Raw genomic sequence first — 17885 nt, forward strand, 5'->3', positions numbered from 1 at the left:
GATCATTTCTCATGTTTATCTGCAGTGATGGCGATAATCGCCTCGGCAACCACTTTATCCGCATTCAGCTTAGCCGCTTGTCTGGCTTGCTTAGCCATCGTCAACAATTGTGATCGGTCGAGATTGACGATGGTACTCGCTAATCGTTCGCTGGTCAGTTCAGGTTGTTCGATCATTAACGCCGCGCCACTTGAAACAAGATGATCCGCATTAAGCGCTTGCTGACGATCTTTATGCATAAAAGGAATAAAAATAGCCGCCACTCCCGCGGCTGACACTTCGGAAACGGTTAACGCACCAGAACGACAAACGACTAAATCAGCCCATTGATAGGCATCTGCGACATCATCAATAAATTCCGTCACCTCAAACTGAGTACAACCTAAATCTGTGTAAGCTTGCTCGACTTCAGAATGATGATGTTTACCCGCTTGATGGCGTATGTGGTAACCGTCACCCAAGATTGCCATGACCTCTGGCAGGGTTTGATTTAAGACCTGTGCACCTTGACTTCCACCCATGACCAAAATCCGAATCGGACCTTGTCGTTCCGCTAAGCGCTCTGTTGGTTCAGCGATTTGAGTGACATCCGTTCGCACAGGGTTACCCACTACCGAAGCATCACTGAACGCGCCAGGAAAAGCTTGGAATACCTTAGTGGCTATTTTCGCTAGCCATTGATTGGTTAAGCCTGCGACAGCATTTTGTTCATGGAGAATCACCGGAATACCCAGCAACCAAGCAGCAATCCCGCCAGGTCCACTGACGTAGCCTCCCATTCCCAATACCGCATCAGGCTGCCACGCTTGCAAATGACGGCGCGCTTGGCAAACAGCATTTAAGATTTGCCATGGCGCTTTTAGTAAACGCAATACACCTTGGCCGCGTAACCCTTTAACGCGAATAAAGTCAATCGCAATGCCATGCTTAGGAACCAGTTCAGCTTCCATGCGATCAGCAGTACCTAACCAACGAATCTCCCAACCTTGTTGTTGGAGCTGTTTTGCCACCGCCAAGCCGGGGAACACATGTCCCCCAGTGCCACCAGCCATGACCATTAAACGTTTATTTTTCTTCATGATGTCTATCTTTTCTTCTATCTTGCAAACGACATTCGTGATCAATTCTTAATAAAATCGATACCGCGACGGACATAACAATCAAGCTTGAACCGCCGTAACTGATCAATGGTAGCGTTAGCCCTTTGGTAGGCACCATGCCTGAAGCGGCGCCGACGTTAACTAAGGTTTGAAAAGCAAACCAAATACCAATCCCAAACGCCAAATAACCACCAAATTGCTGATCATGTTCAAAGGCTTTTCGACCAATCAACATCGCCTTAAGTACCAAACTAAAAATCAACATCAGTACTAAGCTAACGCCAATAAATCCTAACTCTTCGCCCATTACCGCAAAAACAAAGTCGGTATGGGCTTCCGGTAAATATTCTAATTTTTGAATCGAGTTACCCAGACCTTGGCCCCACCATTCGCCACGACCAAAGGCCATTAAGGATTGAGTGAGCTGATAGCCACTGCCAAAAGGGTCTTCCCACGGGTCAAGAAACGAGGTAACACGACGAATACGATAAGGCTCTGCCGCAATCAAACCAACGACGACTAACACGCCTGCGACAACTAATGCCAAAAATTGAGATAATTTAGCGCCAGCAATAAACAACATGCCAAATAACGTAACCAGCATGACAATCACTGTACCTAAATCTGGTTGCAACAGCAGCAGCACCGCTAACGCGGCAAAGACCATGATCGGTTTCATGAAGCCACCAAAAAAAGTGGCGCGCACTTCATCTTGTTTACGAACCAAATAGCTAGACATAAAAATAAATAGCGCTAGCTTAGCCACCTCTGCAGGCTGGAGATTAAACAAACCAAGTGGGATCCAGCGTGAGGCCCCATTAACCGATTTACCCGCGACCAAAACCACAATCAGCAATACAAAGGCGAGGGCAAGAAACACCGAGCTATAACGCATCCAACGCTCAACCGGGATCTGCAAAATAATCGCCGATGTCCCCAGAGCTAAAATCAAAAAAATCCCATGCCGAAACATAAAGTGAAAGGGTTGATCGGTTAAACGAGAGCTGATCGGAAAAGAAGCCGACGTTACCATGACAAGGCCAATCAACATCAATCCTAACGCAAGCCAAACTAACTGCCGATCAAACAGCGCTGTCGGTGACGGTGTTTTTAGCCAATGAACGAAAGCGCTTAGCGTGCTTGAGATGGACACAGAGATTACCTCTTTGTATAGGCGTAGTGTTTAGCTAGCGCCGCGAAAGCGTCTCCCCTAGCCATAAAGTTGTTAAACTGATCAAAGCTGGCACAAGCCGGAGAGAGTAAGACCATATCCCCCGCTTTCAATTGCGGATGAATCTCTTCAAGGATCGCGGATAAACTTGGGTAGTACCGCGCTGAAGGATGTAATGGCATAAATTGTTGCCCATCAACACCAAAACAGCATAATTTAACGGGTAACGTCGCCAAAACAGGCTTCAAAGGAGTGAAGTCAGCACCTTTTCCTACGCCACCAACCAGCAAATAAAGATCACCGTCTACCGCAAGGCCCGATAAGGCGGCCAAGGTACTGGCTAAATTAGTCGCTTTAGAATCATTGACCCAGCGAATGCCATCATACTCTACAACCAGTTGGCAACGGTGTGTCAATCCAGTGTAAGACTTTAACGCCTCTAATGCGTGGGTATACTCTATATTCAAGGCATCTAAGAGTGCGAGAGCCGTTAAGGCATTAGCGATATTATGTCGCCCAACAAGGCTCAGTTGAGAAACCGCCAGCACAGGCGTACCTTTAACCGATAAATATTCCTCACCCTGATGTATCTCTAGCGAGTAATCGGCAGAATTCGCTAAACCAACACTGAGTATTGGCCCTGAAAAGTCATCCGGTGACGTTTGTCGATCATCAGCATTAATCACCGCGGTTTTGGCATGATTAAAAATACGTAGCTTGGCTTGGCGATACTCTGCCATTCCAGAGTAGCGATCCATATGATCTTCGGACAAATTTAAAAATGCCGCCGCAGCTATTGATAAATGATCCGTCGTTTCCAACTGAAAGCTCGATAACTCTAAAACATAGAGATCAGCCGCTTCCGCTAATAGATCGAGCGCGGGCACACCAATGTTGCCCCCTACCGCCGTTTTCACGCCCGCCGCTTTCGCCATTACTCCAGTTAAGTCGGTCACCGTACTTTTACCGTTCGATCCAGTAATGGCAATCACTGGCTTATCAACATGCCAAGCAAATAGCTCAATATCACCAACAACAGGAATGCCAGCAGCAAGCGCTTGCTGTATTTCAGGCGTCGCCAATGCAATACCCGGATTGGTGACAATCAAATCCGCATCGAGTAGCCAGCCCATATGCCAGCCACCACAGTGCAAAGCGACGTCCGGTTGCAAAGACTCTTGACCTGGAGGCGAGAGTCGAGTGTCAATAACCTTAACCTGAAGCGCGGGGTGATAGCGACGTAAATAATTGACCACTGAAAGGCCAGTAATGCCTAGCCCAACCACCACAACTTGCTGAATGTCTTGCCAACGATCCATGACTCTTGCCTCTGCGGATTAGCGTACTTTTAAGGTCGCTAGACCAATCAAAACTAGCACAATAGAAATAATCCAAAAACGCACAATCACTCGCGGCTCTGGCCAGCCTTTCAATTCATAGTGATGGTGAATGGGTGCCATTCTAAAAATACGCTGACCACGCAATTTATAGGAACCGACCTGCAAGATAACCGAGATGGTTTCCATCACAAATACCCCGCCCATGATCACCAATAACAGCTCTTGTCTGACCAAAACTGCGATAATACCGAGGGCCCCACCCAAAGCTAATGAGCCGACATCGCCCATAAAAACTTGCGCTGGATAAGTGTTAAACCATAAAAAGCCAAGGCCTGCGCCAACAATGGCGGTACAAACGACAACCAGCTCTGAGGTATAAGGAATATGGGGGATATGCAAATAATTGGCAAAATTGACATTACCGGTTGCCCAAGCAATGACCGCAAAAGCAGCAGCGACTAAGATGGTCGGCATAATCGCTAATCCATCTAATCCATCCGTTAAATTTACCGCGTTACTGGTACCGACAATCACAAAGTAAGTTAATACGATATACAGTAAGCCAAGCTGTGGCATCACATCTTTGAAGAAAGGCACAACTAACTGAGTGGCAGCGGTATCGTGACCATGGGCATAAAGAGCAAAAGCGACCACGAGAGCAATAACCGATTGCCAAAAATACTTCCAACGCGCAATCAAACCATCGCTATTTTTACGTACCACCTTACGATAATCATCAATAAAGCCAATGACTCCAAAACCTAACAGTACCGCCAATACGGCCCAGACATAAGGATTACTTAAATTGGCCCACAGTAACACCGTGATACTGATCGAGGCTAGAATCATCACTCCGCCCATGGTTGGCGTACCACGTTTGCTAAAATGCGACTCAGGACCATCATTACGAACCACTTGGCCAATTTGCAGCACCTGAAGACGCTTAATTAATCTTGGTCCCATCCAAAGAGATAAACTCAATGCGGTCAAAATACTTACAATGGCCCGAAAGGATAAATATTCAAACAAACGAAAGAATGAAAAATAGGGCTGGAGTAACTCCGCAAGCCAAATAATCATGAGAATTTCTCCTTAAGTGCAGCAACAATCTTACTCATACCTGAACTGTTCGCTCCTTTCACTAACAACACATGAGATTGAGAAGCGCGAACTTCGAGTTGCTGCTCAATAAACGTCAGCATGTCTTGATGCGTTGAGAAGTGCTGTCCCTGACACTGTTGGCTGATCACTCGCGCATCCTCTCCATACGTCAAAACATAGTCAAATTGGAATGGGGCAGCATGTTCACCGACTTGTTGGTGAAGTGCAAGACTTTCTGTGCCTAATTCCGCCATATTACCTAAAATTAACCAACGGCAACCGGAGAAAGAGGCCAGCAGTTCAATCGCCGCTTTCATGGCCGGAACGCTTGCGTTATAACTGTCGTCAATCAGGCGAATCATCGGTGTTAACAGGCTAACGTCAACTCGCCCCTTCACGGCAGATAACTGGGCAAGTCCAACGGCTACCTCTTGTATACTCGCGCCCATCTCCATCGCTAATGCGCTAGCCGCTAGCGCATTACTAACATTATGTTGACCTATAATGCCTAATATTACGGGCTGTTCACCTTGCGGAGTATGCAAGGTGAAACTGGCTTCTCCCGCTTGATTTAACGCTATTTGCGAGGCAAAAAAGTCAGCGTTCTGCTGGTTAACGGAAAAGGTTTTGACTTGTTTATCGGCCAGTACCTTACTCCATAACTCACCGCCATGGCTATCCAAGTTAACCAGTGCCGTTTTCCCTGGAGCGAGACCTTGATAAATCTCTCCTTTGGCTTGTTTCACGCCATCAATCGAGCCAAAACCTTCCAAATGAGCTGCAGCAACATTATTAACTAACGCGACATCTGGCTTAACCAACTGGGTCGTATAGGCAATTTCACCAATATGATTGGCACCCAATTCAATCACTGCAAAATCATCTTCTCGGCTCGAGCGAAGTAAGGTGAGTGGCACACCGATATCATTGTTAAAATTACCGGCGGTATACAACACCTGACCTTTAGCACTTAAAATACTAGCGACCATCTCTTTGACTGTGGTTTTTCCACAGCTTCCAGTAATCGCGATGGTTGGCGTTTGGCACTGTTGATGAACCCAACACCCCAGTTGACCTAACGCTTGTTTGGTATTGCTGACGACAATTTGCGCAACGTCCACCGCGAGAGCACGCTCAACCAGCAATGCTTTAGCGCCCGCATCTATCGCTTGCTGCGCAAACTGATGAGCATCAAAACGTTCACCGACTAAAGCGATGAAAAGCCCTTCCGGCTCAATCCGACGCGTGTCGGTTGAAACAGACGAAATAATGCTATCCGCGCCCAGTAATTGACCTTGTACTACGTGGCTGATCGTCGATAATTGATTGCTAATCATACGGTTAACCCTAAAAGTTGTTGAGCTGACTCTCTGTCAGAATAATGAACGGTTTGATCGGCCAGTACTTGGTAATCCTCATGCCCTTTGCCCGCTAACAAAATAATATCATCGGCATTGGCATGAGTCAGAGCATACTGCAGGGCCTGATAACGATTATGCTCAATGTGCGCTTGAGCATGGCTTAATCCTGCGAGCATATCCTGTACGATAGCGTGCGCAGACTCACTCCGCGGATTATCGTCAGTAAAAATGATTTCATCGGCAAATTGTTCGGCGATCGCGGCCATCATTGGGCGCTTACCGGTATCACGATCACCACCACAACCAAAAATAACCCACAGTTGCCCCAAACAATGAACACGCAAAGCGCAAAGCGCTTTCTCTAACGCATCAGGCGTATGTGCATAATCGACAACCACTTTCGCTTTGCCCGGTGCGCTAAATAGCTCCATCCGTCCTAAGACAGGCGTTAACTGCGGCGCAGTATCCAGCAAAGCTGGCTTGCTAAACCCTAAACTTAATAACGTGGCCAACGAAAGTAGCAGATTACTGGCATTAAACTCACCGATTAAAGGGGCGTGTAAGTGGCCTACTCCCCAACTGCCATCAAAGGCTAAGTGAATACCTTGCTCGGAATAGCTGACCGACGTCGCCCATAAGCAACGTTCTGTCTCCGGCTGTTGATACAATGATACCCCAACTAGCCCCGGCCATTGATGAGTCGCCCATTGTGCACCGACCGGATCATCAACATTCAAGATCGCTTGCTGACAATCATGTTCAGTAAATAATGATTGCTTCGCTTTGGCGTACTCTTGCATCGTACCGTGGTAATCAAGATGGTCGCGACTTAGGTTTGAAAAAACCCCTGCGATAAAGGGGAGAGCTTTGACTCGTCCTTGAACCAAACCATGAGAAGAGACTTCCATAGCGGTATACTCGGCCCCTTGCTCCGCCAGTTGACGCAACGTAGCCTGTACTTCCAATGCATTGCCAGTGGTATTGAGCGCTGGCTGTAATTGATTTAAAAAACCATTGCCTGTGGTGCCCATCACGGCGGCACGCTCTCCCATCAATTCGAGCCATTGAGTGATTAATTGACTGATGGTCGTCTTACCATTGGTTCCGGTTACGGCGATTACTCGGTTAGTATGATCGGCATAGAAACGACCCGCTAATGCCGATAAATGCTCATCTAACGACGCTAAATAGATGATCGGTTTGCTATCGATATCGCTCACCGTACCATGAGGATGCTGTTCATCGGCTTGGGCTAATACGAGATTAGCGCCACGAGCCAACGCATCGGCGATGAACTGTCGCCCATCAACAGCATGTCCGGCAACCGCCACAAACGTATCGCCTGGTTGTATTTTCCGACTATCGAGCTGCAAGTGCTGAATGGTTAACGAATTGAGTTGCGGATCATCAATCTTCATCCATGGTGCAAGCAATGTGGGTAAACCTTGAGTTATCTTCATGTCGATTTCATTTTTTCATTTTGATTTGAATAAACATTAGCGTTGAAAACGATTCTCATCAGGTGCGACATTTAAGATTTGTAACGCCCCTTTGATTATTTCAGCAAACACTGGACCAGCAACAGCGCCACCATAGTAAGTATCCCCTTGCGGCTCATTAACCATGACCACTAGAGCAATACGAGGGTTACTGACCGGAGCGACACCAGCGGTGTAAGCGAAATACTCGTCACTGTATCCTCCAGCGACGGCTTTACGTGATGTCCCCGATTTAGCGGCAATCCGATATCCCGGAACGGCAGAACGAACCGCGGTTCCTCCCGGTTGAGTGACGGTTTCAAGCATCTCTAATACTTGTCTGGCGTATTTTTCGTCTACGACTCGCTGAGATAAATCTTGACGATTACTATCAATCAGATAAATCGGTTGATAGACACCAAGATTACCTAATGTCGCATAAGCATGCGCTAATTGGATCGGCGTCACCGATAAACCATAACCATAAGCTAATGTGGCAATTTCAAAAGGAGACCAGCGGCGGCGATTAGGGAAAATACCACTGCTTTCTCCGACAAGATTGAGCCCAGAAACCTCACCAAGCCCAACCGCACGATACATATCTAAGGTATCTTCTAAAGGCATATCCAGCGCCAATTTAGCCACACCGATATTACTCGACTTTTGTAAAATCACCTGCAAACTGGCTTTTCCAACCCGAGAAACATCTCGCACTCGGCTCCCACCGACTTGCATGATGCCATTACCCGTATCGATAATGGTATTTTCATCGGCCGTTCCATTCGCTAACGCCGCAAGGACAACAAACGGTTTGACGGTTGACCCCGGCTCAAACGCATCGGTTATCACTCGATTGCGCATTTGAAAACTTTGCCAATCGCTACGATTATTCGGGTTATAAGAGGGTGCATTCACCATCGCTAGCACCGCTCCGGTTTTTACATCAAGCATCACCGCGGAAGCGGAAGTGGCACGATAATCGGCCATTGCTTGTTTTACCGCACGAAACGCAATAGCTTGCAAACGCTGATCAATGGTCAATTGCAGGGATTTGCCTTCTTCCCGCTGTTCGAGGGCAATATTTTCAACCACGCGACCATAACGATCTCTGCGGATAATGCTCTTGCCTGCCTCACCGGTCAGCCATTTATCATAGCTACGTTCAACCCCTTCCAAACCATGACCATCAATCCCGGTCACGCCGATCAGATGTGCACTGACTTCTCCTGCCGGATAGTAACGACGTGATTCTGATTTAAGACCAACTCCAACCAGTTTAAGCTCGCGAATGTACTTAGCCATTGCCGGACTGACTTGGCGCTGCAAGTAAACAAAACGTCGCGTGCTGTTATCTTGAATTTTTTGCAGCATCGCTTGCCTATCTAGCCCCAACACATCGGCTAATGCGTGCCAACGTTCAAGTTCGTTAAAGCCACCCTCTCTAAAAATCACTAACGGATCCGCCCAGACCGCTTCGACCGGTACGCTCACCGCGAGCGCCTCACCATTTCGATCAGAAATAATCCCACGTGCTGAATGTAAGGTCAGCGCACGAATCGAGCGTAAATCACCTTGTCGGATCAAATTGTCCGGTTCAATCACTTGAATAAACGCGAGCCGAGCAATCAATAAACCAAATATCAGCACCACAAACGAGAGTAATAAATATAAACGCCAGTGGATCAAAACTGGCGGAGTTGACTTGGTCGGTGAGCTATCGGCTAGCGCTTTTTTGGTCGGCTGTTTACTCATTTAAGCTTAATCACTACTTCTTTATCAGCATCTGGACGCTTCATCTCTAATTCACGGCTGGCGACATCTTGCACTCGACTATGCTCAGACAGCGCTGTCTCTTCTAAAATCAAATTACGCCACTCATTATCCAGATAGTCACGTTGCTGCATGGCCTCATTTTTTTCGGCAATCGCTTGACGAGTATGATGAGTGGTAAATACCACGCCCATCGCAGTAGCAAAAATCATTAATAACAAACACAGAGGCCATCGACCGACGGTAAACAGGTCAATCACAATTAACTTGGCAAGGTTTGGCTTAGAGACAGACATAGTGAATGATTACAACTTTTCTGCAATCCGTAGCACTGAGCTACGAGAACGCGGATTAAGCGCCACTTCGTGATCGCTTGGCTTAATCGCTTTACCGTTCGCTTTTAACTTCGCACTACCTAAGGCTTTAATTTGATCTTGCGTGAGTGGTAAACCATGTGGGACATCGGGCCCTTTACTCTCTTTGCGGATAAAGCGCTTAACCATACGATCTTCTAATGAATGGAAACTGATCACCGATAAACGTCCTTGCGGCGCTAAAATCGAAGCGGCTCCTTGCAAAGCAATATCAATTTCTTCTAATTCACTGTTAATGTAAATACGGAAAGCTTGAAAAGTCCGGGTCGCGGGGTGTTTTTTTTCTTTAAAACTTTTTGGTGCCGCTTCCGAAATTAACTTCGCTAACTGACTGGTTCGAGTCAGTGGCTCGTTGTCTGGATTGTCACGATGAGCAACGATCGCTTTAGCAATCCGTCTTGCATGCTTATCTTCGCCAAATTCACGAATCACCCAAGTAATATCATCCAATTCTGCGGTTAATAGCCATTGCGCGACAGAAACTCCTGAATTGGGGTCCATTCGCATATCCAACGGACCATCTTTCATAAAACTGAATCCGCGTTCAGCATCATCGAGTTGTGGAGATGACACCCCTAAATCAAATAACACGCCATCAACCTGACCCTGCAGATTATAACGCTGTGCGTATTCTGCAATACCAGAAAAAGGGCCATGAATAATCGTAAACCGTGGATCATCAATTTTACTCGCCTCAGCGATGGCCTGAGGATCACGATCAATACTGTATAAGCGCCCTTCTGGACCTAATTGAGCCAATATAGTGCGGCTATGACCACCTCGGCCAAAAGTCCCATCGATATAAATACCATCCGGTTTGATCGCTAACCCATCGATGGATTCATGAAGCAGTACAGATACGTGTTGGAAAGATTCAGTCATAATATTCTCGTTTCGCTGAACAAAGCGCGATTGATGCTTAGTTAGTGTACCGTTTTCACACTCGACCGCTACCCATAAGCATAGACAGGACGTGACATTGCGCTAAGTTTAATGGTTTTGCTATCAGCTAAGTCAATAAAAAGCAAAAAACCCATCATAACCGCGAAGCTATGATGGGCCTGAAAAGGTGGAGTCGACATATAAGCCGGGTTCTGTTCCGCTTGCGCGGCGGTAGCCATTCCTCTAGGCCAGCAATCGCTCACTGGCTCAAGCAACCTACCCGCCTCCTAACGCGAGCAACGTTATGTGGAAGCCTATTTGGTCTTGCTCCGGGTGGAGTTTACCTTGCTACGAACTGTTGCCAGACGCACGGTGCGCTCTTACCGCACCCTTTCACCCTTACCTGATCCCCAAAGGGCCATCGGCGGTCTTCTCTCTGTTGCACTTGTCGTAGGCTTGCGCCCCCCAGGCATTACCTGGCACCCTGCTCTATGGAGCCCGGACTTTCCTCCCCCTTATCAGTCTCCCTAACACAAGGTTAAGGGACGTCAATAAGGCAGCGGCTACCCAGTCAACTCCGGTCACGGATTCTATAGATAAGCGTAGAGGCTGTCTAGCAACAATCTCTAACCTGTCTATAATTCGACGCAACCGCTCAAAAAGCCAGCATTAACTTAAGTTTTCAAGGCCCCATTTGTACAAGGCATTTTTCTTGACGTTATAGATTTCAGCCGCCAAGGCCGCCGCTTTCTTTAAGGGTAACTCTTTACTTAAAATAGCTAAGCTTCTTAATGCCTCTTCCGGTAACGCTTGATTCGATGTTTCCCTCACACCATGAATCAATAGAACCATCTCTCCGCGTTTGCGGTTTTCATCTTGATTAATCCATTCAATTAACTCACCAAGTGGTAACCCTTGGATGGTTTCAAAGGTTTTGGTCAGCTCACGAGCCAAAACCACCTGGCGATCCGGACCTAAAATTTCCAGCATGTCCTGCAACGATTCGTTGATTCGATGCGGTGATTCATAAAAAATACACGTTCGCTCAACTTTGGCTATTTCTAAAAATTTATCTTTACGCCCTTTGCTTTTCGCCGGTAAAAAACCTTCAAAACTAAACCGATCTGAAGGTAAACCAGAAGCACTCAGTGCCGTAATAACCGCACAAGCACCAGGAAGAGGGACAACTTTAACACCCGCTTGACGACATTGATTGACTAAATGGTAACCTGGATCACTGATCAGCGGTGTGCCCGCATCTGAAACGAGCGCTATCGACTGACCCGATAATAATTTATCAACTAATGCTTGAGCTTTGTGCTGTTCATTGTGATCATGCAAAGCGAACGTTTTAGTTTGGATATTGAAGTGAGCAAGCAGTTTACCTGTGTGGCGTGTATCTTCAGCGGCGATAACATCGACCTGAGCAAGCACATCAAGGGCACGTTGGGTGATATCACCTAGATTGCCAATTGGCGTCGGGACAATATAGAGGGTTGCTCCCTCTGCGGACACGGTTTTGTTATCTGTCATTTGTTTACCATCACTTCAACGATTAATATAGAGACAATTTTACACGGAATAATGAAAGAACCCATGGCTATGAAAAACCATCAGAGATGCAGTGTAACACGCTTACTCACTCCCGTTGCATTGGCAATCATGCTAGCGGCTTGTTCAACCACACCGTCAGTACCAACGTCTGTACAGATCACCGATAAACCACAGCTATCGGCACAAACCTATTTAATGCGTGCAGATAGCAGCCAAGGCAGCTTACAAAATGATTGGCTCATTATGGCACTCAAAGCTGCCGTTGCCGAGAATGATTCCGCACAGGCAGAATTATTGATTCGCCGTATCTCAAAACAAACCTTGAGTGAGACTCAACAGGCAGAGTGGCAACTTGCTCGCGCTCAGTTATCTTTTAATCAACAGCAATACCAAACGGTCTTATCGCGGCTCAGTTTCCCTACGGATTGGCGGTTAGACCCGCGACAATGGCAGAAGTACTATCAGCTGAGGGCTGACAGTTTGCTCGCGCTGGAACGTGCCTTTGACGCGAATCGAGAACTCGTTGGGTTGTATGAACATTCGACGCCTGACCAGCAATCGATGATTGCACAACAAATTTGGCAGAATTTTGATGGGTACTCTAGCTCAACCATTACAACGCTAAGTACTGGAGCGGATGAAGAGATTCTCGATGGTTGGTTACAACTGGCTATCTATGTCAAAACGCTCGGTAGCGATTTACCGCAATTAAAAAATACTTTAGAAAAATGGCTAAAAGAAAACGCCTCACATCCTGCGGCTCGTTACACCCCTCAAACGATCAGTGATATTTTAGCGTTAGATCTCGTTCAACCTACTCACACCGCCTTACTACTGCCACTCAGTGGTCGCTTTGCTAAGCAAGCGGAGCTGATTCGTGACGGCTTTATCATGGCAATGATGAACGATCCTCTGCGCGATCCTAACGCCACCCTGACCATTTTGGACACCAATACTGAAAGCTTAGAAAATGTTGATGCGATTTTGGCAGAAAAACAGGTCGATTTTGTCGTTGGCCCACTGATTAAAAGCGATATCGAAAAGTTACAAGCTTTTCAGAAAAAACGCGGACAAGCGATCCCAACCTTAGCGCTGAATATTCCGGACAAGATTGAGCCGTCCAGTACAACTTGCTATCTCACACTCTCTCCTGAGCAAGAAGTTGCTCAAGCCGCCAAGTATTTGTTCAGTCAAGGCTACCGATACCCATTAATTTTAGCACCACAGGGTAGCTACGGCGATCGTGTGGTTGAAGCCTTCAATCAAGAATGGCGTCAATACAGTACCAATAAGGTCGCGGTGAACTTATTTGGTGACAAACGACAGTTACAACGCAATATCAACAACGTTTTCGGTCTTCAAGCAAGCCAACAGAATATTGCCCAAATGAACTCATTATTGGGTATCAGCTTAGAGAGCCAGCCTCGTAGCCGACGCGATATTGATGCGGTATACATTGCAGCGGGTATTGCTGACCTCACGTTGATCAAACCTTTTATTGAGGTCGCCATTAATCCAGATACCCGTCCTCCTAAGCTGTTTTCTAATTCAAACAGCAACAGCGGAGGTCGTCAATTTGAAGATCTCACCGGGATCACTTATAGCGATATTCCACTGTTGATCGAGTCAGCTAACCCAGTTGCCACTCAAGCGGCTGAACTTTGGCCAAGAACGTCCAATGCCGATCGTCGTTTGCAAGCGCTCGGGATGGATGCCTATCAACTGATGTTGGAACTCCCACAGATGAAAGCCGTCAAAGGATATACCATTTCTGGCCAAACTGGTGTGCTTGGTATTGATCAAAACTGTATAGTACAGCGTGAAATTAGTTGGGCGGAGCATGGGGCTCTTTAGTCGCCGAAATACGGGACTGCATTATGAACAAGTGGCGGCAGATTACCTCAGCCGCCATGCACTACGCTTACTGGAAAAAAACTTTACCACTCGCGTTGGCGAAATTGATCTGGTGATGCGCGATGGCTCTTGCTTAGTCTTTGTTGAAGTAAAATATCGTAAAAATCAATCTTACGGCCATGCCGCCGAGATGGTCACTTCGCATAAAAAAACTCGCTTGATCAAAGCTGCGAATTGGTGGATGCTCAAGCACGGACTCAGTGTCGATAATACCGATTTTCGTTTCGATGTCGTGGCCATTCATGACAACGGTCAGCACATTGAGTGGATAAAAAACGCAATAACCCAAGGATAATCAATCAATGCTCGATAGCATTAAAGATAGCTTTACTGAAAGTATTCAAATTCAAATCGCCGCCGCCGAGGCCTTACCAGATGCGATTATGCATGCCGCGCAAGCGATGGTCGTCACGCTACTCAATGGTCAGAAAATCCTCTGCTGTGGTAATGGAGGATCGGCCGCCAATGCTCAGCAGTTTGTCTCTTGTTTACTGAATCGTTTTGAAACTGAGCGCCCCAGCTTACCCGCGATGGCACTCACCGCCGACAATACGACTTTGACCGCTGTCGCCAATGACTACCATTACCAAGAGATTTTCTCTAAACAAGTCCGAGCATTTGGTCAAGCGGGTGATGTACTGCTAGCCATATCTACCAGTGGTAATAGTAAAAATATCATCAAAGCGATGGAGGCCGCGGTGACACGCGATATGACCATTATTGCCTTAACGGGTAAAGATGGTGGAGAAATGGCAGGGTTACTTGGGGAGAATGATGTCGAAATTCGTATTCCTTCCCATCGTACCGCCCGTATTCACGAAGTGCACATGGTCACTTTACACTGTTTATGTGACTTAATTGACCAAGTGTTGTTTCCAGCTCACGAAGAGTAACCCATGAAAAACGCCCGGTTCAACTTATTCGCTCTACTTGCCCTACTGTTTATCTTACCGCTGTCTGGCTGTGCTGGTTTTTTAGTCGCAGGAGCGGCAGCAACGGTTAACATTGCGACAGATCCTCGTTCAACGACTGAACAATGGCAAGATAAAAACCTTGAATTAGAAATCACAGGGTTAAGTAATAAACCGCCTTTCCGTAGTCAAATGCGTATCACGGCCAGCTCATTTCGAGGCACGGTAGTCTTGATTGGTCAATCGCAAACCAATGAGTTACTCGAGCAATTTATTGGCCAAATCGAGCAACTTAAAGGGGTGAACCACTTACACAATCAAGTCAAAATACAAGCGCCGTTAACCGTCGGTCAAGTCAGTAATGACAGTTGGATCACCACCAAGGTCAAATCAGCCTTGTTGGCTAAATCAGAGCTGCGCGGCGTGAAAGTCTCAGTGATCACTGAAAATAGAGAAGTATTTTTGCTCGGTTACGTTACTCAAGAACATGCAGAAATAGCGACTGATGTTGCACGTCATGTATCAGGAGTTAAGCAAGTCATCAAAGCGTTTGAATACGCCGATTAAGCTTAATCAAATAATAAATCGCGATAATAAAAAAAGCAGCGTCATCGCTGCTTTTTTTATTATCGTATTTTATCATCGAAGGTTATTTGACCACTCGAAGGCTTGGTCTACCTTGAGGTTTTGATGGTTCAGTATCGGTAGGTTGCTCATCAGCACCACTGTCTTGAGCAGCAATAGCACTCTCAGTCACCTGAGTCAGCGTTTGCTGATAAGCCGGCTCTGGTTCAAACATGGTGCCTGCCCCGTTCTCACGGGCATAAATGGCTTGCACCGCATAAAGAGGAACAATCACTAAGTGAGGGCGTCCACCAAAGCGAGCACTGAACGTGACCTCATCATCACCTAACTCTAAATTACCCACCGCGCGAGGAGCGATATTGAGGATGATCTGTCCATCTTGGACGAACTCCATCGGTACTCGTACCCCTTGCAGAGTCGCATCAACCACAAGGTGTGGTGTTAATTCATTGTCTAACAACCAATCATAAAACGCACGTAGCATGAAAGGTCGACGAGGTGTCATTTTTTCAATATCCATAACACACCGATTAACGCGACAGGCGCATCTCACGCTCAGCTTCTGTCAAAGAGGCTAAGAATGAATCACGCTCAAATACACGATTCATGTAGACTTTTAATTCTTTAGAACCAGGACCAATTAATTCAATACCTAAGACTGGTAAACGCCATAGTAATGGCGCGAGATAGCAGTCAATTAAGCTGAACTCTTCGCTCATGAAGTATTCGTATTCGGCAAATACCGGCGCAAGCGTTAATAAGTCGTTACGCAGTTTATTACGAGCCGCTTCCGCTTCGCTAGCATTACCACGAATCACTTTATCCGCTAATGAATACCAGTTTCTTTCGATACGATAGATCATTAAACGACTATTACCACGAGCGACCGGATAAACTGGCATCAAAGGTGGATGAGGAAAACGCTCATCTAGGTATTCCATAATGATTTTTGAATCGTACAGCGCAAGCTCACGATCAATCAGCGTTGGGACCGACTTATAGGGATTCAGTTCGATAAGTTCAGCAGGCAGATTATCTTCATCAACCAGTTCAACTTCAACACTGACACCTTTTTCAGCCAGCACAATACGTACCTGATGGCTATACATATCAGACGCACTCGAAAATAGAGTCATCACAGAACGTTTATTGGCAGCTACAGCCATGGAGCCCTCCAGCACACACTTACAAGTATAAAAACAATGGAGGCTTAGCCTCCATTGATGATTCGAATAATCAAAAATTAGCATGGCATAATAGCATATTTCGTGCTCATCACGCTAATGTTCTTTCTTAAGCGTAATAACACTCGCCATGTAATCCGTTATTACCAATACAAAAAAGCCCAGCAAATGCTGAGCTTTTCGAACCACAATCCAGCCGAAGCTGAAGGATAATCTTTGAAAAAGATTAACGCTTAGAGAATTGAGGTTTACGACGTGCTTTACGTAGACCAACTTTCTTACGTTCAACGCAACGAGCGTCGCGAGTAACGTAGCCAGCAGCACGTAGTGCAGGACGTAGTGATTCATCGTACTCCATAAGAGCGCGAGTGATACCGTGACGGATAGCACCAGCTTGACCAGAAATACCACCACCTTTAACAGTGATGTATAGGTCAAATTTCTCTGTCATTTCAACAAGCTCAAGTGGCTGTTTAACCACCATGCGCGAAGTTGGACGACCGAAGTATTCATCAAGACTGCGCTTGTTGATTACGATGTTGCCGCTGCCTGGTTTAATAAAAACACGTGCAGCTGAGCTTTTGCGACGGCCAGTGCCGTAGTATTGATTCTCTGCCATTTCCGAAATCCCCAATTAGATGTCTAGTACTTTTGGTTGTTGAGCAGCATGGTTGTGCTCAGCGCCAGCGTAAACTTTCAGCTTACGGTACATAGCACGGCCTAGAGGACCACGTGGAAGCATACCTTTAACCGCTAGTTCAAGAACCATTTCTGGCTTACGATCGATCAGCTTTTCAAAGCTGATTGACTTCAGGCCGCCAGGGAACTCAGTGTGACGGTGGTAGATTTTACCTTTAGCCTTGTTACCAGTTACAGTAACTTTCTCCGCGTTTACAACGATGATGTAATCACCAGTGTCAACGTGTGGAGTATATTCAGCTTTATGTTTGCCACGTAGGCGAGATGCAATTTCACTTGCAAGACGGCCAAGAGTTTTACCTTCAGCGTCTACAACGTACCAGTCGCGTTTTACAGTTTCTGGTTTAGCAACGAAAGTTTTCATGCTAACAATAACCCGTTAATTAAAATTTACACTTAAAGGAGCATTTGCTCCCACTGTCTAAGAGCCCAGACATCACCCCTTCGAGTGGATGGCACTC

The 17885-nt window shown here is 46.5% G+C and carries 18 protein-coding genes and 1 other RNA gene; 4 read left to right on the forward strand and 15 right to left on the reverse strand.

What is annotated here, in order from left to right; all coding sequences use genetic code 11:
• Window positions 1-2: 2 nt before the first annotated feature.
• The 11 genes from murG to rsmI all read right to left on the reverse strand — a co-directional run bounded on the left by murG (window position 3) and on the right by rsmI (window position 12110).
• Window positions 3-1079 (reverse strand): undecaprenyldiphospho-muramoylpentapeptide beta-N-acetylglucosaminyltransferase, encoded by a 1077-nt coding sequence (gene murG / locus CAG58_RS04430; protein ID WP_161425111.1) that lies wholly within the window; start codon window positions 1077-1079, stop codon window positions 3-5.
• Window positions 1066-2253: a cell division protein FtsW gene (ftsW, locus tag CAG58_RS04435; RefSeq protein WP_115152693.1), complete on the reverse strand. Its 1188-nt coding sequence runs from the start codon at window positions 2251-2253 to the stop codon at window positions 1066-1068. The genes murG and ftsW overlap by 14 nt, the downstream gene beginning before the upstream one ends.
• A 5-nt stretch (window positions 2254-2258) precedes the next feature.
• Complete coding sequence (gene murD, locus CAG58_RS04440; protein WP_161425110.1) at window positions 2259-3590, reverse strand: UDP-N-acetylmuramoyl-L-alanine--D-glutamate ligase; 1332 nt, start codon at window positions 3588-3590, stop codon at window positions 2259-2261.
• A gap of 18 nt (window positions 3591-3608) precedes the next feature.
• Window positions 3609-4691: a phospho-N-acetylmuramoyl-pentapeptide-transferase gene (mraY, locus tag CAG58_RS04445; RefSeq protein ID WP_004395952.1), complete on the reverse strand. Its 1083-nt coding sequence runs from the start codon at window positions 4689-4691 to the stop codon at window positions 3609-3611.
• Window positions 4688-6049, reverse strand: a complete 1362-nt coding sequence (locus CAG58_RS04450) for a UDP-N-acetylmuramoyl-tripeptide--D-alanyl-D-alanine ligase (protein WP_161425109.1) — start codon at window positions 6047-6049, stop codon at window positions 4688-4690. The genes mraY and CAG58_RS04450 overlap by 4 nt, the downstream gene beginning before the upstream one ends.
• Window positions 6046-7533, reverse strand: a complete 1488-nt coding sequence (murE, locus tag CAG58_RS04455; RefSeq protein WP_161425108.1) for a UDP-N-acetylmuramoyl-L-alanyl-D-glutamate--2,6-diaminopimelate ligase — start codon at window positions 7531-7533, stop codon at window positions 6046-6048. Before murE ends, CAG58_RS04450 begins: the two co-directional genes overlap by 4 nt.
• Before the next feature lie 36 nt (window positions 7534-7569).
• The gene (locus CAG58_RS04460) at window positions 7570-9303 is read right to left on the reverse strand and encodes a penicillin-binding transpeptidase domain-containing protein (RefSeq protein WP_161425107.1); all 1734 of its coding nucleotides are present in this window, start codon (window positions 9301-9303) and stop codon (window positions 7570-7572) included.
• Entirely contained in the window at window positions 9300-9617 is a 318-nt protein-coding gene (ftsL, locus tag CAG58_RS04465; RefSeq protein WP_154169117.1) for a cell division protein FtsL, read from the reverse strand. Before ftsL ends, CAG58_RS04460 begins: the two co-directional genes overlap by 4 nt.
• Before the next feature lie 9 nt (window positions 9618-9626).
• Window positions 9627-10577: a 16S rRNA (cytosine(1402)-N(4))-methyltransferase RsmH gene (gene rsmH, locus CAG58_RS04470; protein WP_161425106.1), complete on the reverse strand. Its 951-nt coding sequence runs from the start codon at window positions 10575-10577 to the stop codon at window positions 9627-9629.
• 185 nt (window positions 10578-10762) lie between these two features.
• An RNA gene (gene rnpB / locus CAG58_RS04475) (RNase P RNA component class A) lies at window positions 10763-11156 on the reverse strand.
• A gap of 90 nt (window positions 11157-11246) precedes the next feature.
• Window positions 11247-12110, reverse strand: a complete 864-nt coding sequence (rsmI, locus tag CAG58_RS04480) for a 16S rRNA (cytidine(1402)-2'-O)-methyltransferase (RefSeq protein WP_004395959.1) — start codon at window positions 12108-12110, stop codon at window positions 11247-11249.
• A 69-nt stretch (window positions 12111-12179) separates the two neighbouring features.
• Between rsmI and CAG58_RS04485 the strand changes: the two genes are divergently transcribed.
• From CAG58_RS04485 to CAG58_RS04500, 4 genes are read left to right on the forward strand one after another with little or no spacing between them, the layout of a single operon-like run.
• A complete protein-coding gene (locus CAG58_RS04485; RefSeq protein WP_161425115.1) occupies window positions 12180-13985 on the forward strand; it encodes a penicillin-binding protein activator in 1806 nt (601 codons plus the stop codon).
• The gene (locus tag CAG58_RS04490) at window positions 13972-14340 is read left to right on the forward strand and encodes a YraN family protein (protein ID WP_040904683.1); all 369 of its coding nucleotides are present in this window, start codon (window positions 13972-13974) and stop codon (window positions 14338-14340) included. The genes CAG58_RS04485 and CAG58_RS04490 overlap by 14 nt, the downstream gene beginning before the upstream one ends.
• Before the next feature lie 7 nt (window positions 14341-14347).
• The gene (locus CAG58_RS04495; RefSeq protein WP_004395962.1) at window positions 14348-14938 is read left to right on the forward strand and encodes a phosphoheptose isomerase; all 591 of its coding nucleotides are present in this window, start codon (window positions 14348-14350) and stop codon (window positions 14936-14938) included.
• A 3-nt stretch (window positions 14939-14941) separates the two neighbouring features.
• Window positions 14942-15523: a BON domain-containing protein gene (locus CAG58_RS04500; RefSeq protein ID WP_004395963.1), complete on the forward strand. Its 582-nt coding sequence runs from the start codon at window positions 14942-14944 to the stop codon at window positions 15521-15523.
• A gap of 82 nt (window positions 15524-15605) precedes the next feature.
• Here CAG58_RS04500 and sspB read toward each other — a convergent pair whose 3' ends face one another.
• The 4 genes from sspB to rplM form a co-directional block, all read right to left on the reverse strand.
• On the reverse strand, window positions 15606-16061 hold the full coding sequence (gene sspB, locus CAG58_RS04505; RefSeq protein ID WP_004395964.1) for a ClpXP protease specificity-enhancing factor: 456 nt from the start codon (window positions 16059-16061) through the stop codon (window positions 15606-15608).
• Window positions 16062-16071: 10 nt separating this feature from the next.
• On the reverse strand, window positions 16072-16707 hold the full coding sequence (gene sspA, locus CAG58_RS04510; protein ID WP_004395965.1) for a stringent starvation protein SspA: 636 nt from the start codon (window positions 16705-16707) through the stop codon (window positions 16072-16074).
• Window positions 16708-16951: 244 nt separating this feature from the next.
• A complete protein-coding gene (gene rpsI / locus CAG58_RS04515; RefSeq protein WP_004395968.1) occupies window positions 16952-17344 on the reverse strand; it encodes a 30S ribosomal protein S9 in 393 nt (130 codons plus the stop codon).
• Between the two features lie 15 nt (window positions 17345-17359).
• On the reverse strand, window positions 17360-17788 hold the full coding sequence (gene rplM / locus CAG58_RS04520) for a 50S ribosomal protein L13 (RefSeq protein ID WP_004395969.1): 429 nt from the start codon (window positions 17786-17788) through the stop codon (window positions 17360-17362).
• Window positions 17789-17885 lie beyond the last annotated feature (97 nt).

Source organism: Vibrio sp. V31_P5A7T61, from assembly GCF_009904895.1.
Classification (GTDB): domain Bacteria; phylum Pseudomonadota; class Gammaproteobacteria; order Enterobacterales; family Vibrionaceae; genus Vibrio; species Vibrio metschnikovii.